Below are 26,265 nucleotides of genomic sequence, written 5' to 3' on the forward strand. Positions count from 1 at the left end.
AAACACTTTTACTCCAGCATTATCTGTATCTTCGTCTGTTTATCAAGTTTAGTCCCTTTTTCAGGAAATTGTGATACAACCACTCCGCTTCCAGTAATTTCATACTGAGCAAACTTCCCTTGCGGATAAATTGATAAAAACTCTCTCAGACTAATTCCAGTTAAATCAGGCATAATATTTTTATCAAAATCCTGCTTTATCTTTCCTAAGTCCTTTTTCTTTTCCTGCTGAACAAATTCCGCTTTTTTATCAGTTTCTTCTTCCTTCTTAGGCTTTCCGTCAGGCCCAATTCGCTTATATTCAATTAGTTTTGCAATAATATTTCTAACCGATGGCAATGCAACCTGTGCTCCGTAAATCTTCCCTTTTGGCTCATTAATCGTAATTATCAGAGCATACTTAGGATTTTCTACTGGAAAGAACGCAAAAAACGAACTGAAGTATTTTCCTTTTATATATCCTCCAACTCCTGATTTCTGAGCTGTCCCTGTTTTTCCTCCAATTCTATAACCTGGAATATACGCACCATTTCCCGTTCCATAACTTACAACAGCCTCCATATACTTTCTGTTCAGTCTTGAAACTTCATCACTAAATACTTTTTTTATTACAACTGGCTTATTTTGTTCCACTATTTTTCCATTACTGTCCTCAATTCTGTCAACTAGATATGGTTTCATAAGTTTTCCATTATTTACAACCGTATTTAGAGCTACCAGTATTTGAAGCTGTGTCATTGATATTCCTTGACCAAAAGATACGTTTGCCTGCTTGACTTCTGTAAGCTCACGTAATTTCAATAACTTCTTGGTAGACTCGGAATAAGTATCTACTCCAGTTTTTGCTCCAAGCCCAACATCCGTAAGATAATGATGAAAAACATCCCTATTTATCATCAGCCCAATTTTTACCATTATAACATTTGAAGAATATGCAACTGCATCCATAAGGCTCAGATTCCCCATTGCCTTGCCGTCATGATCTTTTATTATTCTATCCTGCACCTTAATAAATCCTGGCGAATATATTCTTGTACTTGGGTTAATTACTTTGGTCTCCAGTCCCGTCGCAACCGTTACTGGCTTAAATATTGATCCTGGCTCAAAGAAGTCTGTAATTGTCCTGTTTTTTATATTGGCTTTCTCTGTTGCCTTTGGATAGGATGACATTGCAAGTATCTTTCCTGTTTCCACTTCCATAACAACTCCCATTGAAGAGTCCGCATTATACTTTTCAAAAGTTGTTCTCAGCTCCTCATCCAACGCATACTGTATAAAGCTGTCAATCGTAAGCACAATATTATTCCCATCTTTAACTTTACGTGAATTTTCCTTGTTATTTAGCTTTACAAGACGTAAAAATGCCTCTGGTATTCTAAGCCCTTTTACTACTCCTCTTTCGCCTGAAAGCTCCTTGTCGTAATACTTTTCAATTCCGTAAACACCTCTGTTTTCATTATTCACATACCCAAGCGTTTCCTGAAAAGCGTCGTTCTGCACATAGTTTCTTGTAAATGCCGTTTCAAATGTTACACCCTTAAATCTTCTCTTGTATTTCCCCTTATTTTTTCTGGCTTCTTTCCTGTCATTATCAATTTCCGCTTCAATTGCCATTCTTGTCTGGTAGGAAATCTTGCTGTCTATTTTCAGATATTGTTTGGACTGTCTTTTCTTTTCAGCGTAATCCGCCCTATACTTATCAGTTTCAAACGGATCTATGTACCTTTTCAGCATATCCAGCACCGTGCCAATATTTTCCTCATCAATCAATGTCGGATCCAATATGACTATAAACTGCTCATTGTCATACGCCAGAACCTGTCCATCACTTGTTGATATTTTCCCTCTTTTAGGCTTTACATAGTATTCAGAAGAATATTTCTTTTCAGCATCTTCCCTGTATTTCTTTCCACCTTTTGTCTGAAGATGGTAAACTCTTCCAAGCAACATTGTAAATCCTGCAACGGTAAGGAGAAATAACAATATAAATCTCCCATTGAATGTATTTATATACTTTTTAAACTTTTTGAAAAAATTTTCAACTTTCTGCTCTTTTCTATTCTTTTCTACATTTGACTTTGCCCTGTCAATAATACTGCTTTTTTTATTACCCTTTTTCATTTTTCTCCTAATTTAACCTAACCTTCAAGTCTTGCTAAAATCATTTCATTAATCATTTGCGGATTAGCCTTTCCTTTAGACAATCTCATTGACTGTCCCACAAGATATTTTAACGCGTTGCTCTTTCCAGCCTTGTAATCTTCCACTGATTGAGGATTTTCAGCCAGTACCTGCTCTACGATCTTTTCAATTTCGCTGTTATCTGTAATTTGCACAAGCCCTTTTTCCTTTACGATAATTTCAGGATCTTTATTTTCTGAAAGTAATATTTCAAATACATCTTTTGCAATTTTTGAACTAATCGTATCAGCTTTTATCAATTTAATCAATTTTCCAATATTTTCAGGCTCAACAGAAAACTCCTCAATAGAAATATTTTTTTCTTTTAACACACGTAAAATTTCTGTCAATACCCAGTTTGCCGCAAGTCTTGCATCATCCGAAACTTTTACAACTTCCTCATAATACTCAGCCAGTTCCTGCTCCGATGAAAGAGTAGCCGCTTCCATTTCATTCAATTTATACTCATTAATAAATCTTTTAGCCTTCTCATCTGCAAATTCTGGCATTTCATCCTTCACATTTGAAAGTCTTGACTCAGTAATGATAATCGCTGGCAAGTCAGGCTCTGGAAAATATCTATAGTCCATCGCTTCCTCTTTGCTTCTCATCGGCTTTGTAACCGCATTTTCCTCATCCCAAAGTCTTGTTTCCTGAACTACACGCCCACCATTTTCAAGCACTTCAATTTGTCTGTTTGTTTCATACTCAATCGCCTTTACAACCGCCTTAAACGAGTTCAAGTTCTTAGTTTCCGTTCTAGTCCCAAGTTTTGTTTCGCCTTTTTTTCTAACAGAAACATTAGCATCGCATCTAAGCGATCCGAGTTCCATACTTACATCACTAACTTTTGTATATTTCAGCCTATCCTTCAATGTATTCAAATAGGCATACGCTTCCTCAGCATTTTTTATCTCAGGCTTTGAAATAATCTCGATTAACGGTACAGAGGCCCTGTTATAATTTAGCAAAGTTTCAGAAGCCGTATGAATACTTTTCGCCGTATCTTCCTCAATCTGTATTCTTTCAATCCCGACACTTGCTTCCTTCCCGCTATTCGTCGTAATTTTCAAAACTCCATTTTCAGCATAAGGCTTAAAAAACTGTGTAATTTGATAATTTTTTGGCGAATCAGGATAAAAATAATTTTTTCTATCAAAATAACTCTCCCTGTTTATCTCGCACCCAAGTGCAAGTGCCGCCTTTATCGCATAATCCAAAACTTTCTCATTCAACTTCGGCAAAGCCCCAGGCTGCCCTGTACAAATAGGACATACCGCAGCATTAGGCTCTTTATTATCATAATCCGCATCACAAGAACACCATACCTTCGTATTCGTTTTCAATTGACAATGCACTTCCAGTCCAATGACTGTTTCATATTCCATACTCATTTTTTATTTATTCCCTTTCATTTTTTTTTAATTATTAATTTTTTAAAGACATTCTATTATTCATTAAATAATTTTAGACGATTTTTAGATTTTATACTATTATCTTTGTATTTTTCTAAATAAAGTTTTTCAAACTCCTCAATTTCCAAATTATGATTTTTTAAAAACCATTTTTTATGATTTTCTATATATTCTTTTCTAAGTTTCTCATCATTCAAATCATTCGGAATTCTTTTCATTCTCTCATCTATACTGTCAAATCCATAAAAATGCTCATTTAATCTTTCTTCTGACATTTCTATGTATTCTTTATTAATTTCTATCCCTATTCCTCGCCTTTTTATCTGCTGACAAACTCGCATTGCTGTACCACTGCCTAAAAATGGATCTAATACAAGGTCTCCCTCATTTGATGAAGCAAGTATCATTCGTTCATATAATGCTTCCGGTTTTTGTGTAGGATGCTTTTTCCTATTTTTATTACTGTAATGAACATGTGAAACTTCCCATACATTTCCAGGATTAGCCCCTCTTATATTATTTACAGAGCGATAATATTTTTGTGGTATTCTTATGTCATCTAAATTAAACTTAAATTTTTTCTTATCCTTCGTAAACATCAAAATATCATCATGTCTAGGAGAAAAGCCTCTAGTTTTACCAATACCTTGGGTATAAAACCATGTTATCCATGAATTAAAATGTAAATTAAACTCTTTTTCCAGCATAACATAAACATACGATATATATTTCATTCCCATAAAAATATATAAAGTTCCATCATCTTTCAAAATTCTCACTGCTTCCTTTATCCAAAGCCGTGAAAACTCAAGATACTCGTCAAACTCCAGATTATCCTTTGTAAATCCGTAATCCTTGTTTAAATTATATGGTGGATCTGTTACTATTAAATCTATACTTTCTGTTGGAATTTTTTTTAATTCTTCTAATGCATCTCCCAAAATAATTTCTATATCCTTATCCATTTATTTTTCACCGCCAGATTATAAAAATCCTCTATTGTTCGTTTACTGCTATTCAAATATTTTTTATCTAGTAACTGACACATTTCCCATGTTGTTCTAAATTCATAATTCACATAATGAATATCTTTTATTTGTATTTGGCCAGTTCCTAGACTTGGATTATATGAAATATCTATTTCACTAATATATTTTAAATCATATGCATTAAAATCAACTATTTCCATTATACCGTCCATAAGAAATGTATTTCTATTTCTCTCAGTATATGCTTTATGTTTTATTGATAAAATTATAAATATAAAATTAGGATCCTCAACGTATGCTGTTCTTATTCTAGCAAATGAAGTAATATTAGGAGATTTCCCACTTTCTTCTATATCATTTGATGTTGCTTTCACATCTATATTTCCAGTTATTACATTTTTATTATTTTTAAATTGCAAAATAATATCTGCCATTCCTAATCTTTCTTGTGCTTCAACATTAATTAAGTTGTATTTATTATCAATTGAATCTCTTATATCAGAAAAGACTTCGTATGCCCATGCTTCTATCATTGGACTTGCTAATTTATTTATATTCTCTAATGGTAATCCCATTTTTAAATTTGTATTTATAATTATCTTATTTTCATTTTTTTCTAATAAAATTCTATTTATAGTTTCTATTACAAATTCTGATTCATTTTTGTAATTTTTTGATTCTTCTGGTTTTTTCAAAATAAGATCTTCATACTTCATTTATTCTCTCCTCATTATAATTCCGGATACTCTATTTTCCCCCTAACTTGCTCAAATTTATTCGCCACATTAAACAGCAAGTCTTCCCTAAAGTAATTTCCAATCAGCTGTATTCCTACAGGAAGTCTATTTACAAATCCTGCTGGAACTGAAATTGCAGGCAATCCAGCCATATTTATTGATACAGTAAAAATATCTCCCAAATACATTTGAACTGGATCAGTAACTTTTTCACCTTTTTTAAACGCTGTTGTTGGAGAAACTGGTGTCAAAATCAAGTCAACTTCTGAAAGAACTCGCGAAAAATCATCTCTTATTAATCTTCTAACTTGCGAAGCCTTTTTATAATAAGCATCATAAAATCCAGAACTTAACACATAATTTCCAATCATAATTCTACGCTTAACTTCATCTCCAAAACCTTCTGTTCGTGATTTTACATACATTTCCTCAATATTTTCATCACTTTTTCTAACCCCATATCTCACTCCGTCATATCTTGACAAGTTTGAAGCCGCCTCAGCCGATGAAATTATATAATAAGTGGAAATTGCGTATTTTGTGTAAGGCAACGATACTTCCTTCACTTCTGCTCCAAGTTTTTTCAATGTTTCCACAGTTTTATCCACAACTTCCTTTATCGACTTATCCAGTTCATCTGAAAAATATTCTTTTGGAAGCCCAATTTTTAATCCTTTAATATCTTTTTCAAGTAAAGATACATAATCAGGCACTTCTACATCTGCAGTTGTCGGATCATTTTCATCATATCCTGAAATTATCTGCATAACTCTTGCTAAATCTTCCGAACTTTTTGCCAAAGCCCCAATCTGATCCAGCGAAGAACCAAATGCCATAAGACCGTATCTCGAAACTCTTCCATAAGTTGGCTTTATTCCCACAGTTCCAGTCAAGCTCGCAGGCTGTCTAATACTTCCGCCAGTATCTGTTCCCAAAGCAACAGGTATTTCACTAGCCGCAACCGCAGCTGCCGATCCCCCACTGCTTCCTCCTGGCACTCTTTCCAAGTCCCAAGGGTTAGAAGCCGATTTTATCGAAGAATTTTCATTTGAAGACCCCATCGCAAACTCATCCATATTAGCCTTCCCAACAAGCACTGCTCCAGCTTCCTTTAACTTTTTCACAACAGTTGCATCATAAACTCCCACATAATTTTTCAAAATTTGCGAAGCCGCCGTTGTCAAATCTCCCTTTGAAACAATATTATCCTTCAACGCCACAGGCACTCCAAAAAGTCCTGTATTTTCATATTTTTTTCTTCCTTCTTCGTTATTTTCTTCATCAATTTTTCGAGCCTGTTCCAATGCCTTCTCCTCAAAAATATTAGAAAAAGCCCCAACCTTATCTTCAACTGCTTTTATTCTATCTAAAAAATTTCTTGTAACTTCTTCTGAAGTAGTCTCTTTATTCTTTATCATTTCCGCCAGTTCACTAGCCGTTTTTTTGTATAAATTCATTTTTTTCACCTTTCTTCTTTTCTAATCCCACCAAAAATACCAATTTTTAGCTTTGTATAACTCTTTTGAAAGTTCCTCCAGTTCATCATAAATTTGAAAAACTAAATCCTCGCTAACTAAAAACTGCTCTATTGCCAATTCTTCAGCTTCTTTTTGTGTTTCTGGAAATTTTTCCAAATAAAATTCCATTTCAGAATCAGTTATCGCAACAATTCGTGCATCATATTTTTCATACCAATATTTACTGATAGCTATGATTTCTTCTGGCAAAGGACATTCATTAAAACCACCAAATAAAAACCATCCTGGAATTTCATAAACTTTATCTGCCGGAACTTTAAATAATCCTACATTTTCCCTTATTTTTCCAGTTTCTATGTCAAATATTGAATTTAAATATAAAGTTTTATCTTCATTAAAATTTTTAAAATAATCTAAGTAATCGTTGTCATCAGAAAATTCATATTCCTCATCCAGATACTCATTTTCTATATACTCCTGTTTTCTTTCTTTAAACCACTGAGTACAGTCTACTTTTTTATAATTTTCTAAAATTTCATCTTTTATTCTTTTATATTCCTCGAATTCAGGAAATTCTTCATTGAAATAATCTTTTACCTCAACAAAAACAGGGATAAAGCCTTCTTTTTTACCTTCTTCCAATAGCTCAAAGTATCTTTCTACAACTTCTGTTATTCCACTATCTTTATTAATTTTTTCATAATCGCATTTTATTTTATCTGCAAATAAATCTACATTTCCCAACATTTTTCTCTCCTTAAAAGAATCTAATTATCCGCATTTTCTCCAACAACTTTTGGCACAATTATAAATTCCTCATCCTTATTAGGCGAATTTTCTAAAATTTCCTTCTTAATTCCAGCATCCCTAACTTTATCTTTTCTCAATTTATCTTTTAAGTCCAGCACATTAAAAAGTGGCTCCACATCAGTAGTATCAACCCCATTCAACTCTTCCATATGCTCAAATATTTTATTCAAATCCACCCTAAATTTTTCAATTTCACTTTCCGAAAATTCCAATTTAGAAAGTGCTGCTATTTTTAAAACATCTTCTTTGCTTAACATTTAATTTTTTCCTCCTTACACTTTTTATTCATTCTCAATTATTTTTTTTAAAGTCGGCTCCAATCGTGAAATTATACCTGTCACTAAAGCATTTCCCATCATAAAGTATCTATTTCTCTTTGGCATTGTATCTGTCCAGTTTGGTGGAAACATTTGTATTATTTCACATTCTATTTCAGTTAAAGTACGATATTTTTTTTGCTTATTATCATAAATAATATGTGAAGATCTATTTGTTGTTCCTTCACTTGTAAGCAGTGTCCTAGCCGGTTCTTCCATATTTTCTGGAAAAGCCATATTTCCTTCACTATAAATATACGAATGTCCTGCCTTTGTTTTCCTTTCTATTCTTTTTCCACCCTTTAAATATTTCCATTTTTCTAATTTTTCATTTGTTACTAAATATTCCTTCAAATCAAAATCATTGTAACTTTTTGCCTTTTCTATAACTTCCTTTAAAGAAAAAATTTCTTCTCTAATTGAATCTATATTATAATGAAAAACGGTTCCTTCCATCATTATTCCGCTTTCAAAAAATTTTCCTTCTGAATATTCATCACTTATTTTTAAAATATTTTCATATTTATTCAGATTTATTTCTTTTTCAGAATCTATCATTACTGGAAATACTTTATTAAAAATATTTTCCTTGTTTTTTCTAAATTCCTTACTATACTTCAAATTTTTCTTGAAAGCAAATATGAAGACTCTTCTTCTTTTTTGCGGCATTGAGTAATCTCCGGCATTTATAACTCTCCATTGCACATAATATCCTAATTCATCAAATGTCTTGAGCATTATTGCAAAATCTCTTCCTCTCCTGCTTGCTGGCGATTTTAGAAGTCTATCCACATTTTCCAGAAGTACAAAAGGAGATTTTTTTTCAATTAAGACATCTTTTATATCCCAGAATAAAACTCCCTTTTTTCCTTTAATTCCTTTTTCTCCATTAAGACTTCTTGCCACAGAATAATCCTGGCATGGAAAACCACCGACTAGCAGATTATGATCTGGTATCAGTTTTTTATCAACCTTATTTATATCTTCATTTGAGTTATTCTCTATCCCAAATCTTTTTGTATAGCAGTTATATGCATGCTGTGCTTTTGTTGAAGGCTCAAACTGATTTCCCCAGACAAAATTCCAAGTCTTATTTTCTTTCGCTAATCCTGTTTCCTCATCAAATCCCTTTACTTTATTCAAACCGACTCTAAAACCTCCAACACCTGCAAATAACTCTGCAACTGTTAACTCCATTATTTTTCCTCCACTTTTTTTATTGTATTTTCAATAATTTTAATAATGTAGCTATTATTTAGCCAAAAACTCTGTTTTGTCATTTTATCTCCATTTGGCAATTCATCAGCATCTTTGCAATTTCCATTTCCATATTCTCTGCCATTAATAACATATTTTGACTTTCTTGCATGTGGTCTCAAATGAAAAATTTTAGTTTCACTTTTTTTGGGTAAGTCGTTCCTTACTATTATTTTCCCATCTTTTTGTTTTTCTATTTTAAAATTTACACCTTTTTTAAATTTATTCCTGTATAAATTCCACTCCATCATTCCAACAGTTTCCAGTTCATCTATTGGCATATTCCAAAACTTAGCTCCTGTAAGTTGATATTCATCTGTCTCATTTTTTTTAAACACAACAAATAAAAATTTTTTTTCTGAAAAAAAATTATAAATTTCTGAATTTTCAAAATTCTCATTTACAAATTTTTTTATTTTTATTGCTGGAAATGACATGCTTTCTTTCGTACGATTATTCTTTTCAACTCTTATTGTTTTAATCTCTATATTTGCCTTTTCAAATTCCTCAGCATTTTCACTTTTTACTCCTAACATTCTGTAAATCAAGATACTATTTACATGTTTCGGCTTATTTTCTATATTATATTTTTTACATAATTCTTCTATTGTTAAACCTGTATTTTCATATATCTTTTTCAAAACTACATCTTCAAAATATGCAACTTCGTCTTCTTTAACAATAGAGTCATAAGTTGATACATTTCCAACAATATAAGTGTTTAAAACATAAGACATATATGACTGTTTCAGAGAAAAAGCTATTCTTTTTGCAAGCACTTCTCCGTAATATTGTTTCTGCAAGCTTTTTTCTGCCGTACTTCCCTTAGTACAGGCACCCAAATAATTAGTATCTCCTTCAGACAATTTATGAGCATTTCCAGAAATTATTTTTTCAACTATTATTTGATAATCTTTTTTTATTATTTCTAAATCTTTTTTACAACTTTCTCCCAAAATTGAAAATAATTTAACAAAATCAATGCTGTAATCCAGTTTATTCTTATTTTTATCATGAAAATACAGTATTAATAAAATTAATTGTAATTTTTCTAAGACATGAGATTTTTCAAAATCAGTTTCTATCGGCTTATCATTAGGAATCATACCTATTACAAGTCTTTCTTTTGCCTTCAATTCTCCATTTTTATTTTTTATATATGGGGTCACTTTCAATTCTGTATTAGCCTTTAGAAAATCTGGATTGGGATTGCTGTTAGGTTTATAATAAAAATAATACTCCTCTATTAAGTTTCCCAGTTTACCTTTATTTTTATTCAACGTTTTTTCTAATTCCAATTCATTGTCTTTAAAATATTCTCTTAATATATCATAAAAGGTTTTCCCTATCAATCTTTTTGCATAATTTTCAATATCTTGCGGGTCTGTTTCATCGTATGGCAACATATTTTCTCCTATCAAAATTCAAATTATTCTGCATTTTTCATATCAATTGTTCTTTCAGATATTAAATTTATAACTGCTTTATTTTTTTATATTCCAAAATCTCGTCAAAATCCCCAAACTCAAAAAATTCAATTCCATTTTCTTCACAAAACTTAACCGCCCTAGTCCCTTTTCTCACAAAAGCAAAATCAGCCACTTCCAATGCCTTGTAATCAGACGGACCATCGCCTACAAAATAAGTTGTGTAGCCCTGTTTCTTATAATTTTCTACAGCTTCCTTCTTGTCAACTCCATAATAGCCTTCCTTGTCCAAAAATGGATTTTCCACAGTAATTTGATTTTTATCAGTTCCACTAAATTTTAAATCGTTCGAGATGACTTCGCTATCTGGCAAGTTTATACCATATTTTGAAAGTGTTCCCTGTACGTTTAGCCTTGCACCTGCACTAACAATTTTAAATTCTGCTCCACTTTTTACAAAATCTATAAAAGTTTTATCAATTGTCACATTTTCCTGCAAAGTCTGGATATACTGCTCTTTTGTGATATTTAGAGAACCTAGTCCATATTTTATAAACTCTCTTATAGAATATTCTCCAGCTCTGTATCTTTTTCGCAGTTCCTGTTTAAATTCAGGCTGATGCGTTTCAAGCAAAACATCTGTCGAATCTTTGTTACTTATTGTTATATCAAAATCTATTAAAAAGATTGATTTTTTATTATTTCCCAATGTTTTCCTCCTGCCAGAAATTTATAAATTTTTCAGATATTTAATTTCATCTTCATTCAAAGCACGATATTCTCCCACTTGCAAATTACCAAGCGTAAGTTCTCCCACTTTAATACGTTTTAATGAATTAACATTATATCCCAATGTTTCCAGCATTTTTCTTATCTGTCTGTTTCTTCCTTCAAAAATTGCAATTCTAAGTTCCTTTTTGTCAATTTTCTTAACTTTTGCTGGTGCAGTTCTTTTCCCGTCAATTACAACTCCATGCTGCAGTGCCTCAATATCCTTGTCTTCAATTTCACGGCTAACTTTTGCAATGTAACTCTTATACAATTTTTTTCGTGGATGCATTACGTGATTATAAACTTCGCCATCATTACTGATTATAATTAACCCTTCTGTCATAAAGTCCAATCTTCCATAAGTGAAAAGTCTGGCACGTGATTTTATAAAGTCTACTGCAAGTCTACGCCCAAACTTGTCTTCATTTGAGCAAAGCACTCTTTTTGGCTTGTTTAAAATATAATATTCGTATCTTGTATTAAGTTTTACTCTTTCTCCATCAATTCTAACCACATCTTCAGGTTTCACATCCATCCCAATAATCGCCTCGTGCTTATTTACTGTAACTCTTCCTTCGTTTATCAGTTCATCAGCCTTCCTACGTGAACAAAATCCCGTTTCAGCTATAAATTTATTTAATCTCATTTTATTTACCTCTTTATTTTCTACTCTTTTATTTTTTCAATTTCTTCTTTTGCTTTTAGTTCCGAATCTTCTTCTGAATTTAATTTTTCTCCCTCTTTTGTGTCTTCATTTTCTTCCTTCTCATCTTCCTTATAAAGCAGCTCAATTTTTTGAAACTGCTCATTTCCTGGCAGTTCCTGTTTTCCACGGATATTCAGATAACTGTAAAAATCATCTGTTACTTCGTACAAATTTGGTGTCCCAGCCGTTTTTTTCCGTCCGGAAATATAAATTAGTTTTCTTTCCAATAGATTTGACATAGTCTTGTCTACACCGACACTTCTGATCTGCTCTATTTCTGCTTTAGTTATAGGCCCTTTATATGCGATAATTGCCAATGTTTCCATTGCTGAACGGGATAATTTTTTTAATTTCATTTCTGGATTAAAAAATCGTTTCACATCAGAGCCAAAAAGTGGATTTGATACAAGGCATACGATTCCATTTTCAATTTTTACATTTATTCCTGTATTTTTCCGCTTTTCCTTTAAATTACGCAATATTTCCTCTATTTCAAAAGATTCCATTCCATAAAACTGTGCAAGTTCTTTCACAGTAATCATTTCTTTTGATAAAAAAATTATTGCTTCAACTTTTTCTTCAATATCATTGATTTTATTTTTTATAGTTTCTTCTCTATCTTTATTTTCTTCTATTTCAATTTTTTTACTTTCAAAATTTTCCATATTCTACCATTTATCTTCATCATTTTATTTTTGCGAAATAAACTTGTTATTTTGCGTTAATAGGGGAATTCTCCTTTAACTGCAAGTTCAGAAAATTCCCCTAAATTTCTATATTATTCAATTAATATTCGTATGTTGGTGAAATAATGACATTCTTGTATTTATTAAAGTCTGTGAGCACTTCTGCAATCCCCAGCACAACAGCGTGAATCGCTTCTTCTCCAACCGTTACTTCTAATGACAGTTCCTCTTCTATTCTCTTTTTCAGAATTCTTATTCCTGCTCCTCCACCAGACAGATAGATTCCTGTTTCATAAATATCTGCCGCTATTTCAGGCTCTATTTCCTCTATCGTAAGCCTTACTTCATCAATAATTGCGTCAATATGTTTTCTAATCGCCTTGTCAATATCCAAAGCTTTTATTTTCATGCTTTTTGGCAATCCTACTCCCAATTCACGTCCTTTTATTTCGTATTCAGCTTCTGGATCGGCAAGGCTTATTGTATTTACTTTCAGTTCCTCAGCTGTTTTTTCACCAATCAGCAGATTATATTCATCTTTTACAAATTCCATAATATCTTCATTTAAGTGATCTCCAGCAATCTTTACTGATTTTGATAATGCCGCCCCGCCAGATACAATAAATGCAATTTCGGTAGTTCCTCCACCTATATCAACTATCAAATGTCCTTTTGGCTCAAACAGGTCAATTCCAACACCAATTGCAGCCGCTATTGGCTCTTCAATCAAGTAAACCTCTTTCGCTCCTGCATCTTTTACAACTTCAATTACAGCTCTTCTTTCTACTTGCGTGACTCCGCTTGGAACACATATTATAACTCTTGAACTTTGAAATCTGTCTTTTTTTATTCTATGCAAAAATTCTTCAAGCATTCTTTCTGTAACTTCGTAGTTTGAAATTACTCCGTTTTTTAATGGACGTATGATTTTTGTATGTTTAGCAGTTCTTCCGATTATTTCCTTAGCTTTTTCACCGATATGCTCCAGCTCCTCAGTCTTCTTGTTGATTGCAACATAAGTCGGCTCATCTACTAGAATACCTTCCCCCTTCACATACACGACAGTATTCGCCGTTCCTAGATCAATAGCTATATCACGTGTACCTCTTGGTGTTATATTTGTTTTAAAAATATCCAAAAATTTCATTTATTCTATCTCCTTTATTTTATTTTTTACTTTTTATTACAGCATCCTCTCAAACTTCCCTAAAGTCAGACAAATACTACAGTTTTAAGGATTTTGCTGTATAATAATTTAAACTTAGTTATTATGAAATAATTATTATATTTTTCATTCTTATATGTATTTTACCATTTTTTTTAAATATACTCAAGTCACTTTGACTGTGAATTTAAATAATATATAAATTATTATTACAAATTTTATTTATTATTAATTTATTTCATCAATATTGTCAACTAATATCTGATCGTCAAAACTTATGACACCATGTTCCTTAAGCTGTTCATAAATTCTTGAAGCCCTGTTAAATCCTACCTTCAATTTACGTTGCAGCAATGAAATTGATACCTTGTTCTCCTGTCTTATAATATTTATTGCATTTTCAAAGAAAGGATCTACATCTATCATTTCTTCCTGCGTCTCTTCCAGAATTTCATTTCTATATTTTACTTTTCTGGCAGATTTTAGCGTATCTGTCAAGTTTTTAACCTCATCATCTGAAATATACGCCCCTTGAATCCTTTCCAGCTTTGAAGACCCGTTGGCAAGAAGAAGCATATCTCCCTGTCCCAGCAGCTTTTCAGCGCCAGCTGTATCCAATATAGTTCTTGAATCAATTTGGGATCTTAATGCAAAGGAAATTCTGCTTGGCAGATTTGCCTTTATCATTCCAGTTATGACATCTGTAGACGGACGCTGTGTCGCTACAACCAAATGGATTCCTACCGCCCTTGCCTTCTGAGCAATTCTCGCAATCGACTCCTCAACGCTTCCAGCCGCAACCATCATAAGATCAGCCAGCTCATCAATAATTATGACAATATATGGCATTTTTTCCACATAGCTAAGATTATTGTATTTTTTTATGTTTCTTACACCATTTTCCATAAGCTTCCTATATCTGTTCTCCATTTCATTTACAGCCCATTTTAAGGCAATTGCCGCCTGCTGCGGATCTATGATTACTGGAACTAGCAAATGTGGAATATCATTATATGGCATAAGCTCTACCATCTTGGGATCTATCATTATAAATTTTACTTCATTTTCAGACTTCTTGGAAATTAATGTGGAAATCAATGTATTTACCGCTACAGATTTCCCAGAACCCGTCTGTCCAGCTATCAGCAAATGCGGCATCTTTACAATGTCTATCAGCTTATCTCTTCCAACTATATCTTTTCCCAGTATTACCTTTAATTCTCCGTTGTCAAGCTCTTTATTCTTTATAATATTAGAAAAATGCACTGGCTCCTTGATCTTATTTGGAGTTTCAATTCCAATAGTATTTTTTCCAGGAATTGGAGCTTCTATACGGATACTTTCCGCCGCAAGGTTCATTGCTATATCATCCGAAAGTCCTGTAACCTTGCTCACTTTTATACCTTTTGGAATAATAATTTCGTATCTCGTAATTGTAGGCCCGTATTCATAGTTCACAACTTTTGCTTCTACCCCGAATTCCTTTAAAACGTTTTCCAGATGCCTCACATTTTCCCTTATGCTCTTTTCAATTTTTTCCTTTTTCTTATAATCCATCGGCTTAGACTTGAATATTTCAGCAATAGACTTTTTCACTACATCATCATATCCCTGACTGCTGTCAAGCATTGCATTGGCTTCCTTTAGCTCCTCTTCCAGCCCCTTTTCCACAGCCACGCTGTTTTCAAATGCTTCAAGTTTTGGAAACTGCTGAAAATTGGGATCCATCTGTGCTGAATTAACAGCTGTTTCCCTTCTTAAAGGCGTTACAATTTCAAGTTTTGGCTCTTTTTCATACTGTTCCTCATTTTTTTCCGTTTTATCTTCCTCTTTTATTTCTTCAGGCTTTTTAGGCTCAGGCGCTTCCTGTTCCTCATTATTTATAGTATTTTTAGTTTCAGTTTCCTGTTCTTCCTTGTCATTTTTTTCTTTATTCTCAGTTTTCTTAGCATTTTCCAGAATCTTCTGCTTTTCATTTTCTTCAAAGATTTCAATCCATTCCTTCTCTTTTTCAGCCAGCTCTTCCTTAGAATAGACTTCCGTTTTCTGCAAAAAGTTATCCTTTGGCTTTTTAGCAATTTCAAAACTCAGCTTTTCACTTCTTGACTGAATAATTTTTGCCTTGAGCATTTCCCTCTGATAACGTTTGTAATCTGTCTTTTTCAAGTTTTCCGCATATTTTTTTGCTTTCAGTTTTCTCTTTTTTTCCTTATAGTCGTCGCTCTTGTAATATCTTGCAACTTCTCTTAGCAGTTCATAACCAAGCTCTATATAGTCCTTTAGCAAAAGGCAGACAAATAATGCCAGCACGGTAATCAGCCCAATAGTCATCCATTTCAGATGCAAAATCTTATAAAACGGCATCGACAGCAGGGCTCCCGGAACTCCTCCGCTTTCACGGTTAAACCCTATTTCCAGAAGTTTTCTTCCCGCTTCAGTAAATACATTCGGCAAAGGATTCTTCCCAACCGAACCTTTTACCAGAAACATGGATAGACTCAGAAATACTCCGATAAGTGCAACAACTTTCCCCTGCGTTATATCAACCCTTATTTTCTCGTAAAAAAACAGAACTATTCCGTATAGCATGGCGACAATCGCTATAAACCATGTCATTTTTCCAAAAAAGAGCATAATTCCACCCAGTATAAGTGAAAAAATATTTTCCCCAACATTATCACTCAGCATGCTTGATTTGTTTGCCAGAAGCATTATTAATATAAGTCCGGCAATAAACCATATTGCACCTTCGATTTTTCTTTTATTCATTTCGTCTTCCTTTCTAAAAAATTCCTATCTGCTAAATTGCTATACTATTTCCCATTTAAAGAGCATAAATCAAAAAAGTCATGTTTTTTAAGATTCTTCTATTATACAACCTATGTAACTATTAGAATATCCTTTAATTAAATTTTATCATTAAGTATCTGTCTTAAGAGTTAAATTTGATTTTTTTAACAAGGCCGGCAAATTAATTGTTATAGAATTTTACTTCTATTTTTTAAATGGGTTTAGTATTAATTTTAAAATGCAGTCAAATTTAACCAAAAATTAAATCAGCTGTGTAAAACGCCACCTGTTTTAAAATGGCTTTATTATAATATCATACATTATACTATATTTTTTCAAATTTGTCATTTTTTTTATAGCAATATCTCTTAAAATAAAACTTATAAATTCTAACTTTTTTACCCAATTTTTAAATTTGTTTTGTTTTTATTCCCCTATTTTCAAGCATTTCAAACATCTTATCCAATTCTTCTAATTCACTTAGAATTTTACTTGCTTTTACCTAAAATTTCTATTTTTAGAAAAAATAAAAAGAGCTATCCTGAACTGAAATAACTCTTTCTTTATAATTTCTAACTTTTAATTAAATTTTTTTAATTCTGCCATAAATTTAGAATACGGACAATATCCTCCTCTGTCAATTTTACAATTTTTCATTTCTAAAACTGTATGTTTTGGTGGATTTTCCTTTGTCAATTTTTGCGTTTCCCTTATTTGGCTCAATGTCTGATATATGTACTCAACTTTTACTTTTCTTTCTCCTGTTTTTTTATCTTTCCAAATTTCAAAGAATACTTTTCCGCCAATTGGAGTTTTTTCAACTTGCTCTTCCAGCTTATAATCTTTAAAGCCTAACGCGGCAAACATGGCAACTAGATTAGAATCATGCCCCACTAATACCGTTACTTTGTGATTTGAAGAGCTTACATCGTTATAAATGTATTTTATCAGCGGCGCAGCCACATTTTTAGCTACTTTTTCTGTTGCAAACAGCAAATCTTCATATCCGTTTTTTATATCTGTTATTTTTTGCCATTTTTCTCTTGTATTTATATTATTTCCAGCAATTTTATCCAGGGGATACCCTTCATAATACTGCAATAACAAGGCATCTCCAATCTGTGTCCCCAATTTTATCGGTCCGTCTACTCCTGGCTCCTTATCCTTTTCAATTTTCAACGTTCCTTCCTCATTAAAAAATTTACATTTTCCTTCCTTCAGGCATTCTTCAGATTTTGTATAGTTAATCACATCGCTTAATAAAGAGTACGAACCTTTTAATTCCTGATTCTGCTTCTTTAAATTCATCCCTTTTAACGCTTCTTCCTTAAATTTTGCATTATCAGTTGTAATTACTGGATTAAATACAGGATCCATTTTCCCTATTTCCATTTTATGCTCTGTTTTAATATCACATCCCGGAAATATCCCAGTTGTAAGTGATTGCCCAGTTGCAATTGTTCTTTGCAGGCTATTTGTATAAATTTGGGCATTATCAGGACTTAAGCACTCTCCTTTTTTTATAACTTCATTTTGTATTAACCAGTCATTTATATACTGTCCAAAATAAGTTTCCAGAATAGCGCCTTTTTTTGTCAAATGGCTTGCGGGAACATCCCAGTTCTCCCATTCATACGGAGTTACCTTCGACAATCTGCTCCCCGGCGATGTCAATGGTGAACGCAGCCCATGCCTGCTGAAAATCACAACCTTTTCCAGCTGCAAATTTTCACTTGAGAACGTCATCAAACTACAAAAAACAAACATCAAAAATACCGCAACTTTTCTTATTTTTGACATAGTACCATCTCCCTATAAAAAATTTTAATAATTAATTTTAATATTTGCTTAATCTCATTATTTATTATACCTTGAAATAGTATTTTGTCAATTTTATACTAAACCTCATTTAAAAACATGTATCACCGGCTACTGCTTAGAGATAATGGCGAAACATTCTACGAACTACCCCGCCTTACGCAAAACTTTCTTATAAAGAAAAATAAAACTCTCTTTCCTCCAAACGCTTTTTCTCTTTAGCTTAGCCAGCTCCATGTCTCACCAAATTTTTATCAGCTTCTTTTTTAGCAGTTTCCTCCTGTGTTAATTATAATTTTGCATCTTCAGTTAGTACAAATTTTTCTGCTTCTTCCTGTTCTAATATTCTTTCTTCCTGACTTCCAATAATTTTCATCTCTTCCAATTCTCCAGCAACATCCTCGTCATCAATTTTAATATCAATCATTTCTCCTATTTTCTCTTCCTCAACTTCAAGATTAGGATTAGTCTTACGCACTAAATCAACCATAAATTCATTGAATGTTTTTCCTGTATGTGTTAATTCCCGTGTTTTCATATTATAACAATGAACTCTATCTTTTTTAGTATAGCTCTCTAAAAATTCACTATTCTCTCGTGTTGTCACAAAATAGTACAAATTATCCTCTACAAAAAATATAAATGGATAGCAGTTAGCTTCAGTATAGTATTTATTTTTTACTAAGCATTCTCCATTAAAATCATCTTGAAAAATGCATCGTTTCCTAACTTCCCAATTTTTGTAAAAAAGCAAACCAATCTTGCCTAATAATCCGCCGTCACTTCTTCCTGCCATCCTAAAAAAGTCTTTTAAATCATCTTTTATAGTTATTTCATAAAATTTCTCAATTTCTTCGATTTCTTCATCATTATAACCCATTGCCTGCCTATTATTTTTTTCCAAATATTTTTTCAATAAATATATAAAACTATTGTTATTTTTCTTGTCATCTGATAAATAATTGTCTATCTTATATGATGTAACATTTTTATCTTTATTTATTATATTTTTAGGTAATAGTTCTCCACTGCAAATTATTGAAAGTGGAACCATTTTAGGATTAAAATAATATATTGAAGATAGCATATATGAGTCAAAGTCTTGCCCTGTATCTTCTATTATTTCGTCATCTAAGTTGTCATCATAAAGATATACATTTAAATTTACTGTGTCTATATAATAATATTGAGAATCTGGCTCAACTGCCAATAAAAATATTTTTGATTTATCGAAATTATTAAATTTTAAGTTTTTAAGTTTTTTCCTGCCATAATTTTGCTCTCTTATTTTATCTCCAACAGTCGTATGGGAATAATAAAAAGTTAATGTCGAAGTTAATAATCCATCACTACTTCTCCCTGCAATTCTCAAAAACTCCCTAAAATCCCCTTTCACTTCAATATCATACAATTTCTCTATTTTCTTAATTTCCTCTTCACTATATCCTATTGCTTTTCTGTCGTGAAATACTAAATAATTTTTTAGCAGCTTTATAAAACTTTTTTCCTGCATTATTTTTCCCTTTCTTTCTTTAATTATTGCTAATATCAATCATAAAATATCAATTATTTATTACTATCGTGACAAATTACTACATCATAATTAGGGTAACTTACCATAAACAAAAGAAAAAAGTGCAAGCCAGCGTAAATACTGATTTGCACTATATATTTTAAATTTAATTGTTTTAATGGTGCCCAGACGCGGAATCGAACCACGGACACAGGGATTTTCAGTCCCTTGCTCTACCGACTGAGCTATCTGGGCAAATGGCGGAAGTGACGAGACTCGAACTCGCGACATCTTGCGTGACAGGCAAGCACTCTAACCAACTGAGCTACACCTCCAAATAAATGGTGGTCACAACTGGGCTCGAACCAGTGACCCCCTGCTTGTAAGGCAGGTGCTCTCCCAACTGAGCTATGCGACCACACTTATATTACTTAATAAGTATAGCATATCTTTTTCTATTTTTCAACTACTTTTTTTCCCAAAAAAAATTTTTTTCATAACAATATATTCTACCAGTAAATTTCCCTTCCATATTTTCCAAAGGCAGACAGTATTCTCCCTTCATCATTTGTCTTAATCTGATAAAATTCCACCCTTTTTTTAAATGTTCTGTTCACTTCCTTTACAAGTTCCCTAAAATCTAGCCTGTTGCTAGCCGTAAAGTAAAATATAAGCTTGCTTTCATCAAATGTGTACTCTCCGATAACAAGATTCATCTCAGGAAGCAGCTCCTTTACAATCTTTTTGCATTTAAAATAGGCCTCATCCGCTTTTTTATCCAGTTCCAGCAGTTTCTGAACTTCCTTGCTTGACAGCTTTCTTTTAACTTCCCTGATTTTGAGTTCATCCTGTTCGCCATTTTCTTTATTCAAGGCAATTCCCAAGACTATTCCAATCTGCTCTCCACGGATTGTGTCAACTAGCACATGATCCCCTTTTTTATAATTTTCAGCATCGTTTATCATAAATGGATAAACTTTTTTTGTCTTTCTGAATTTAATATTTATTATCTTCACAATATTCCACCTTCTAAAAAACTAAAATATCCCTTCTCACTTATTATAAGATGATCCAAAAGCCGTATTTCCAGACTTTCAAAAACCTCTTTCACTTTTTTTGTCAATCTAATATCAGAATCTGACGGCCTTAACGAGCCTGCTGGATGATTATGCACCAGAATTACAGATTTTGCATTGTATTCTAAAATTTTCTTTATCAGTTCACGAATGTAGACTGTACTTCTGTCAATTGTTCCGCGAAACAGCTCCTCTTCCTTCAGAAGTTCATTCTGAGTATTTAAAAACAGCACCTTAAATACTTCAATATCCCTTTTTAGCAACGAATATTCCAAGTAGTTCATAAGCTTTACATTACTGGATAGTGTAATTTTCTTATTATGCACTTTTTTATAAAGCCCATTTTCAATTATCTCAAACAGAAGTTTTAAAAACACTATCGTTCTTTCAGTAATATACTTATTTTTTCGTAATTCTTCCTCAGGCTGCTTCAAAAGTGTATACAAATCTCCATATTTTTTTAACAAATTCTTAGCAATTCCCCTGCAATTCTTTCTAATGACAGTATATGTGAGCAACAGTTCCAGAAGTTCATAGTCAAGAAAACCTTTTGCTCCTGTCGAAAGAAATCTCTGCCTGAGCCGTTCTCTATGTCCTTTTTCCTGCTCTTCAGCCAATTCAGGTCCCAATATCAGCTCTCTATTATCCCCTATCATTTTCCCCCCAAAAATGTATATTAAACTTTATATAGACAGTTTATCATAAAACGAAAAAAATAACAACATATCCCAAGCTCGTTTCAATACTGCATTATTAAAATTTTTAATTAATATTCTGTCAATATGCCCTTACTAATTGTCCCCTTCACATTAAACTTGTCATCAAAATATGTCAAATCTGCAACATACCCTTCCTTTATAAATCCATATTTTTCATCCACAGCTACAGCCTCTGCTGGATAAGAAGTAGCCATTCTAAGTGCTTCTTCTAGCGAAACATGAACTTTTTCTACAAGATTTTTTACTCCATCAATCATAACTAAAGCTGATCCACCTAGCGTCCCTTCTGGCGAAACACATTTTCCATCCTTATATAGAACTCTATTTCCTTCAAACATAAATTCTGTCATATTATCAGTTCCAGCAGGACTAACAGCATCTGTCACAAGATAAAGCCGATCCTTCAATATTTTTTTAGCAATCTCCACAGAGGCAAAGTCCATGTGAAGCCCATCAACTATTATTCCGCAGTTTGTAGTGTCATTATTGAATAAAAACCCTACAACTCCTGGCTCTCTTGAATCCAATGCTCTCATGGCATTATACAAATGCGTAGCACAGTTAAAATAGTCTTTCTTTTCCATACATTCCTTATACGTTGCATTCGTATGCCCCACAGCGATATTAATCCCTGCTTTTTTTAATATTTCAAGATGTTCAACTTTAGCCTTTTCAGGTGCAATTGTTATTATTTTTGTAGATTCAGGTCCTGCATTCGCTATTTTTTCTATCATTTCATCAGATAGGACTCTTATATATTCAGGACGATGAATTCCTTTTTTTTCAACACTTATATAAGGTCCTTCTATGTGAAGCCCCAAAACTCCAATTTCCTCCTTATCTTTTATTTCCTTCATAAGATTCAGAGCTTTTTCTATTTTCTCATCGGGAGAAGTTATAAGCGTTGGCAAAAACGAAGTGCATCCATATCTTTTATTAGTTTCATTCATTATCTCAAGTGTCTTTCTCGAAATATCATCATTAAACAGCACTCCTCCACATCCATTAAGCTGTAAATCAATAAATCCTGGCGACAGAACCATCCCTTTGGCATCAACTACTTCCTGATTTTCTAATTCTTTTTCATCAATCAATGAAAAATCTGTTATTTTCTTTATAAATTTCCCATCCAAAACAACGGTATCTTCCTCAATAAATTTTTCCCCATCAAATATCTTTGCATTTTTTATAATCATCTCAATAATTCCTCTCTATTCTGCTAATTCTATTAAATACTTTTTATATTCTTCCAAATCCAAATTTTTTGCCTCAATTTCCTTAAAATACCTGTACGTTTTTACTTTTATATCCGAAGCTGCCATCTCATCAATTACTAATACAGCCCTTCTATGCAGCTGCAAAGCTGAAATTGTCCAAAGATGATTTACTCCGCCTTCTACGCCATGATAAACTGCACGAGCCTTTTTATAGCCATTTGCAAGAATCATGACTTCCTTTGACTCCATTAATGTTCCTACACCTATTGTCAATGCCAGTTTTGGCACTTTTTCGATGTCATTGTCAAAAAATCTGGAATTTGCCAAGATTGTGTCGTAAGTCAAGTCTTTATCACGTGTATGTGAAGAAAGTGAGGACCCAGGCTCATTAAATGCAATATGTCCATCCTCTCCAACTCCACCTAAAAATAGCTGTATTCCACCTACTGCCTTTATTTTGTTCTCATAATCTTCACATTCTTTTTCCAAATCTCCGGCACATCCATTCAGAATATTTATATTTTCTTTTTTTATATCAATATATTTAAAAAAGTTCTCATTCATAAAATAATGATAACTTTGCGGATCTTCTGGCTTTAATCCCACATATTCATCCATATTGAAAGTCACAACATTCTCAAACGATAATATTTTTTCATTATACAAATTTATCAATTCCTTATAAGTTGCAAGCGGTGTAGAGCCAGTAGGAAGCCCCAGTACAAAAGGTTTTTCCTTTGTAGGCTTAAATTTCAGTATTTTTTTAGCTATTTGGTATGCACTCCATTTTGCAACTTCATCAGCATTTTTAAGAATAATTACACGCATTTAATTCACTTCCTTTAATAATTTCAAAAAATTTAAATTTTCATTAAAACGATCTTTACTATTATTATATAACCTTTTTTCATTATGTCAAGCATATTTTTACTTTTTATAAAATCTTAGCAATTTCTATTGGAAAAAAATGAAAAAGATTGTATAATCTAATTGGTGATGATAAATAAAAAAACTGTAAATTACAGTAAATTAATTAGGAGGAGATATGAAAACATATTTAGTGACAGGTGCCGCAGGCTTTATCGGTGCCAATTATTTAAAATATATTTTAAATAAATATAAAAATGATGAAATTAAGGTAATTGTCGTAGATGTGCTAACTTATGCCGGAAATTTAGGTACAATTGCTGAAGAAATTAAGGATGAAAGAGTAAAATTTGAAAGGGTTGATATTCGTGACCAAAAGGAAATTGCGAGAATTTTTTCTGAAAATGAAATTGATTTTGTTGTAAACTTTGCGGCAGAGTCGCACGTTGACCGTTCCATAGAAAATCCGCAAATATTTTTAGAAACAAACATTATTGGTACTCAAAATCTTTTGGAAAATGCTAAAAAAGCATGGACTGTTTCAAAAGATGAAAATGGATATCCAGTTTACAGAGAAGGTGTAAAATATTTACAAGTTTCCACAGACGAAGTTTACGGAAGTCTTTCAAAAGATTATGACACAGCGATTGACTTGGTAATTGATGATGAAGAAGTGAAAAAAGTTGTAAAAAATAGAACGAATTTAAAAACTTACGGAAAAAATTTCTTCACAGAAAAAACTTCACTTGACCCAAGAAGCCCATATTCAGCTTCCAAAGCGAGTGCCGACCACATCGTAATTGCCTACGGTGAAACTTACAAAATGCCAATAAATATTACAAGATGTTCAAACAACTACGGACCTTACCATTTCCCAGAAAAATTAATCCCACTTATGATTAAAAACGTACTGGAAGGTAAAAAGTTGCCAGTTTACGGAAAAGGGGACAATGTAAGGGATTGGCTTTATGTGGAAGATCACTGTAAAGGAATCGACTTAGTTTTAAGAAATGCCAATATTTACGAAATTTACAATATTGGTGGTTTTAACGAAGAACAAAATATTAATATTGTAAAACTGGTTATTGACATTTTAAAAGAAGAAATTGAAAATAATGAGGAATATAAAAAAGTTCTAAAAACTGACTTGCAAAATATAAATTATGATTTGATTACTTATGTTCAAGATAGACTTGGACACGATATGAGATATGCTATTGACCCTTCTAAAATTGCAAGGGATTTAGGATGGTATCCAGAAACAGATTTTGAAACAGGTATCAGAAAAACTGTAAAATGGTACTTGGAACATCAGGACTGGGTAAACGAAGTAGTCTCAGGAGATTATCAAAAATATTACGAAGAAATGTACGGAAATAAATAATCAAATTTATACAAAAAGGAGTAAATTAATGAACAATTTTACAATAAAAGAAACCCCAATAAAAGATTTAGTAATAATCGAACCCAAAGTTTTTGGAGATGAAAGAGGATTTTTTATGGAAACTTACAATCAAAAATCCTTTGAGGAGTTAGGACTTACAATGAACTTCGTCCAAGACAACCACTCAAAATCCAAAAAAGGCGTTTTACGTGGACTTCACTTCCAGACAAAGCACACTCAAGGGAAATTAGTTCGTGTAATAAAGGGAAGCGTCTACGATGTGGCAGTTGATTTAAGAAAAGAAAGTGAAACTTTTGGAAAATGGTACGCAGTAAAATTATCTGCTGAAAACAAATTAATGTTCTACGTTCCAGAAGGCTTTGCACATGGATTTCTAACACTTGAAGATGAAACAGAATTTGTTTACAGATGTACAGACTTATATGCTCCAGAATACGACAGCGGGCTTTTATGGAGCGATAAAACTTTAAATATCGACTGGAAATTTGAAGAATTTGGAATAAATCCCGATGAACTGACAATTTCTGAAAAAGACAAAGTTCAGCAGAAATTTGATGAAAACAAAAATTATTTTGAATAAAAAAACAATCTAAAATTAGCTATTTCTTATTGAGATAGCTTTTTTCTTTTACAAAAAAAGACAGAAAAATTTCTTTTCAAAAATCTTCCTGTCTAATTCACCTATATCCACGCTAATCAAATTAATACTAAACCCCGTTTAAATAACGAAATTATTACAAACTTTTCTAATTAATAAAGTATATAAACCTAATATTTTCAAATAATTAAAATATAATTTTCATTTTTTAATCAGATTCTAGTATAAATAACCTGTCGGAGCATTTTTCTGTGCTGGCAAAACTGTCTGAGCATAGCGAGTTTTTTGTCAGTGCAGAAAAATGTCGTAGACTAGCCATAGGTT

General features: G+C 32.4%; 22 protein-coding genes and 3 tRNA genes. 2 read left to right on the forward strand and 23 right to left on the reverse strand.

All coding sequences use genetic code 11. The features are described 5' to 3' along the window. Nucleotides 1–8 precede the first annotated feature (8 nt). The 23 genes from FVE77_RS11040 to nagB form a co-directional block, all read right to left on the reverse strand. Complete coding sequence (locus tag FVE77_RS11040) at nucleotides 9–2,120, reverse strand: penicillin-binding transpeptidase domain-containing protein (protein ID WP_026745714.1); 2,112 nt, start codon at nucleotides 2,118–2,120, stop codon at nucleotides 9–11. A 17-nt stretch (nucleotides 2,121–2,137) separates the two neighbouring features. Beyond that, nucleotides 2,138–3,574: an Asp-tRNA(Asn)/Glu-tRNA(Gln) amidotransferase subunit GatB gene (gene gatB, locus FVE77_RS11045; protein ID WP_026745713.1), complete on the reverse strand. Its 1,437-nt coding sequence runs from the start codon at nucleotides 3,572–3,574 to the stop codon at nucleotides 2,138–2,140. A 56-nt stretch (nucleotides 3,575–3,630) separates the two neighbouring features. Further along, complete coding sequence (locus FVE77_RS11050) at nucleotides 3,631–4,560, reverse strand: DNA-methyltransferase (RefSeq protein WP_026745712.1); 930 nt, start codon at nucleotides 4,558–4,560, stop codon at nucleotides 3,631–3,633. Further along, nucleotides 4,545–5,300, reverse strand: coding sequence for a hypothetical protein (locus tag FVE77_RS11055; RefSeq protein WP_026745711.1), 756 nt, complete (start codon nucleotides 5,298–5,300; stop codon nucleotides 4,545–4,547). The genes FVE77_RS11050 and FVE77_RS11055 overlap by 16 nt, the downstream gene beginning before the upstream one ends. A gap of 14 nt (nucleotides 5,301–5,314) precedes the next feature. Then, nucleotides 5,315–6,778, reverse strand: a complete 1,464-nt coding sequence (gene gatA, locus FVE77_RS11060; protein WP_026745710.1) for an Asp-tRNA(Asn)/Glu-tRNA(Gln) amidotransferase subunit GatA — start codon at nucleotides 6,776–6,778, stop codon at nucleotides 5,315–5,317. Between the two features lie 21 nt (nucleotides 6,779–6,799). Then, the gene (locus tag FVE77_RS11065) at nucleotides 6,800–7,546 is read right to left on the reverse strand and encodes a DUF4253 domain-containing protein (protein WP_051254473.1); all 747 of its coding nucleotides are present in this window, start codon (nucleotides 7,544–7,546) and stop codon (nucleotides 6,800–6,802) included. Nucleotides 7,547–7,566: 20 nt separating this feature from the next. Next, nucleotides 7,567–7,866 carry an Asp-tRNA(Asn)/Glu-tRNA(Gln) amidotransferase subunit GatC gene (gatC, locus tag FVE77_RS11070; protein WP_026745709.1) on the reverse strand — a complete coding sequence of 100 codons (300 nt, stop codon included), beginning with the start codon at nucleotides 7,864–7,866 and terminating at the stop codon, nucleotides 7,567–7,569. 24 nt (nucleotides 7,867–7,890) lie between these two features. Next, nucleotides 7,891–9,123 (reverse strand): DNA (cytosine-5-)-methyltransferase, encoded by a 1,233-nt coding sequence (dcm, locus tag FVE77_RS11075; RefSeq protein WP_026745708.1) that lies wholly within the window; start codon nucleotides 9,121–9,123, stop codon nucleotides 7,891–7,893. Beyond that, nucleotides 9,123–10,589 carry a Sau3AI family type II restriction endonuclease gene (locus FVE77_RS11080; RefSeq protein WP_026745707.1) on the reverse strand — a complete coding sequence of 489 codons (1,467 nt, stop codon included), beginning with the start codon at nucleotides 10,587–10,589 and terminating at the stop codon, nucleotides 9,123–9,125. Before FVE77_RS11080 ends, dcm begins: the two co-directional genes overlap by 1 nt. 67 nt (nucleotides 10,590–10,656) lie before the next feature. Beyond that, nucleotides 10,657–11,319: an HAD-IB family phosphatase gene (locus tag FVE77_RS11085; RefSeq protein ID WP_026745706.1), complete on the reverse strand. Its 663-nt coding sequence runs from the start codon at nucleotides 11,317–11,319 to the stop codon at nucleotides 10,657–10,659. A gap of 21 nt (nucleotides 11,320–11,340) precedes the next feature. Beyond that, nucleotides 11,341–12,027, reverse strand: a complete 687-nt coding sequence (locus tag FVE77_RS11090) for a pseudouridine synthase (RefSeq protein WP_026745705.1) — start codon at nucleotides 12,025–12,027, stop codon at nucleotides 11,341–11,343. Nucleotides 12,028–12,047: 20 nt separating this feature from the next. Beyond that, entirely contained in the window at nucleotides 12,048–12,752 is a 705-nt protein-coding gene (scpB, locus tag FVE77_RS11095) for an SMC-Scp complex subunit ScpB (protein ID WP_051254472.1), read from the reverse strand. Between the two features lie 121 nt (nucleotides 12,753–12,873). After that, a complete protein-coding gene (gene mreB, locus FVE77_RS11100; RefSeq protein WP_036087711.1) occupies nucleotides 12,874–13,920 on the reverse strand; it encodes a rod shape-determining protein in 1,047 nt (348 codons plus the stop codon). Between the two features lie 246 nt (nucleotides 13,921–14,166). Next, nucleotides 14,167–16,707 carry a DNA translocase FtsK gene (locus tag FVE77_RS11105; RefSeq protein ID WP_026745703.1) on the reverse strand — a complete coding sequence of 847 codons (2,541 nt, stop codon included), beginning with the start codon at nucleotides 16,705–16,707 and terminating at the stop codon, nucleotides 14,167–14,169. A 600-nt stretch (nucleotides 16,708–17,307) separates the two neighbouring features. Then, complete coding sequence (agp, locus tag FVE77_RS11110; RefSeq protein ID WP_026745702.1) at nucleotides 17,308–18,528, reverse strand: bifunctional glucose-1-phosphatase/inositol phosphatase; 1,221 nt, start codon at nucleotides 18,526–18,528, stop codon at nucleotides 17,308–17,310. A gap of 307 nt (nucleotides 18,529–18,835) precedes the next feature. Beyond that, a complete protein-coding gene (locus tag FVE77_RS11115) occupies nucleotides 18,836–20,059 on the reverse strand; it encodes a hypothetical protein (RefSeq protein WP_026745701.1) in 1,224 nt (407 codons plus the stop codon). A 179-nt stretch (nucleotides 20,060–20,238) separates the two neighbouring features. Next, nucleotides 20,239–20,314 (reverse strand) — tRNA-Phe (locus FVE77_RS11120). A 3-nt stretch (nucleotides 20,315–20,317) separates the two neighbouring features. Beyond that, nucleotides 20,318–20,394, reverse strand: a tRNA-Asp gene (locus tag FVE77_RS11125). Nucleotides 20,395–20,401: 7 nt separating this feature from the next. Continuing rightward, a tRNA-Val gene (locus FVE77_RS11130) sits at nucleotides 20,402–20,477 on the reverse strand. Between the two features lie 91 nt (nucleotides 20,478–20,568). Continuing rightward, nucleotides 20,569–21,075: a PSP1 family protein gene (ricT, locus tag FVE77_RS11135; RefSeq protein WP_026745700.1), complete on the reverse strand. Its 507-nt coding sequence runs from the start codon at nucleotides 21,073–21,075 to the stop codon at nucleotides 20,569–20,571. Beyond that, nucleotides 21,072–21,791, reverse strand: coding sequence for a RadC family protein (gene radC / locus FVE77_RS11140; protein WP_051254471.1), 720 nt, complete (start codon nucleotides 21,789–21,791; stop codon nucleotides 21,072–21,074). The genes ricT and radC overlap by 4 nt, the downstream gene beginning before the upstream one ends. Nucleotides 21,792–21,901: 110 nt before the next feature. Continuing rightward, complete coding sequence (gene nagA / locus FVE77_RS11145; protein WP_026745698.1) at nucleotides 21,902–23,050, reverse strand: N-acetylglucosamine-6-phosphate deacetylase; 1,149 nt, start codon at nucleotides 23,048–23,050, stop codon at nucleotides 21,902–21,904. 15 nt (nucleotides 23,051–23,065) lie between these two features. Next, complete coding sequence (nagB, locus tag FVE77_RS11150) at nucleotides 23,066–23,899, reverse strand: glucosamine-6-phosphate deaminase (protein ID WP_026745697.1); 834 nt, start codon at nucleotides 23,897–23,899, stop codon at nucleotides 23,066–23,068. A 217-nt stretch (nucleotides 23,900–24,116) separates the two neighbouring features. Here nagB and FVE77_RS11155 point away from each other — a divergent pair, with 217 nt between their 5' ends. After that, entirely contained in the window at nucleotides 24,117–25,322 is a 1,206-nt protein-coding gene (locus FVE77_RS11155; RefSeq protein WP_026745696.1) for a dTDP-glucose 4,6-dehydratase, read from the forward strand. 28 nt (nucleotides 25,323–25,350) lie between these two features. Beyond that, complete coding sequence (gene rfbC / locus FVE77_RS11160; RefSeq protein WP_026745695.1) at nucleotides 25,351–25,923, forward strand: dTDP-4-dehydrorhamnose 3,5-epimerase; 573 nt, start codon at nucleotides 25,351–25,353, stop codon at nucleotides 25,921–25,923. The last annotated feature ends 342 nt before the right edge of the window (nucleotides 25,924–26,265 follow it).

It is taken from the genome of Leptotrichia hofstadii, assembly GCF_007990525.1.
Lineage (GTDB): Bacteria > Fusobacteriota > Fusobacteriia > Fusobacteriales > Leptotrichiaceae > Leptotrichia > Leptotrichia hofstadii.